Annotated in this window: 1 pseudogene; it reads left to right on the top strand. The window is 68.5% G+C overall.

Features of this window, described 5'->3' with window-relative positions:
* A pseudogene (locus JS521_RS36145) lies at positions 1–305 on the top strand (peptidase); the annotation flags it as partial.

Raw genomic sequence — 305 nt, 5'->3', positions numbered from 1 at the left:
GCGCTCGGCGCCGTGCCGGCGCTCGCCGCCGACCCGGAGCCGGATCTCGGCGTCGGAACGATCGCACCGGTCAAGGGCGTTCAGCCCGGAAGCTCGTTCTCCACCCCGCTCACCTTCCTCAACAAGGGGACGGCGGAGGTGCCCGCGGTCTGGGTGACGTACGCAGTGTCGCCGGGCCTGAAGGCGGACGAGACGCACAAGAACTGCACGTACTACACGACCCCGTCCTACGACGAGATGCCCGCGTCGAACGTCGCTTCCTGCAAGATCGAGCAGCCGCTGAAGCCGGGTGTCGTCTACGGCAC

The organism is Streptomyces durocortorensis, assembly GCF_016901035.1.
GTDB classification, from domain to species: domain Bacteria; phylum Actinomycetota; class Actinomycetes; order Streptomycetales; family Streptomycetaceae; genus Streptomyces; species Streptomyces durocortorensis.
This window is presented reverse-complemented; position numbering and strand designations above follow the sequence as displayed.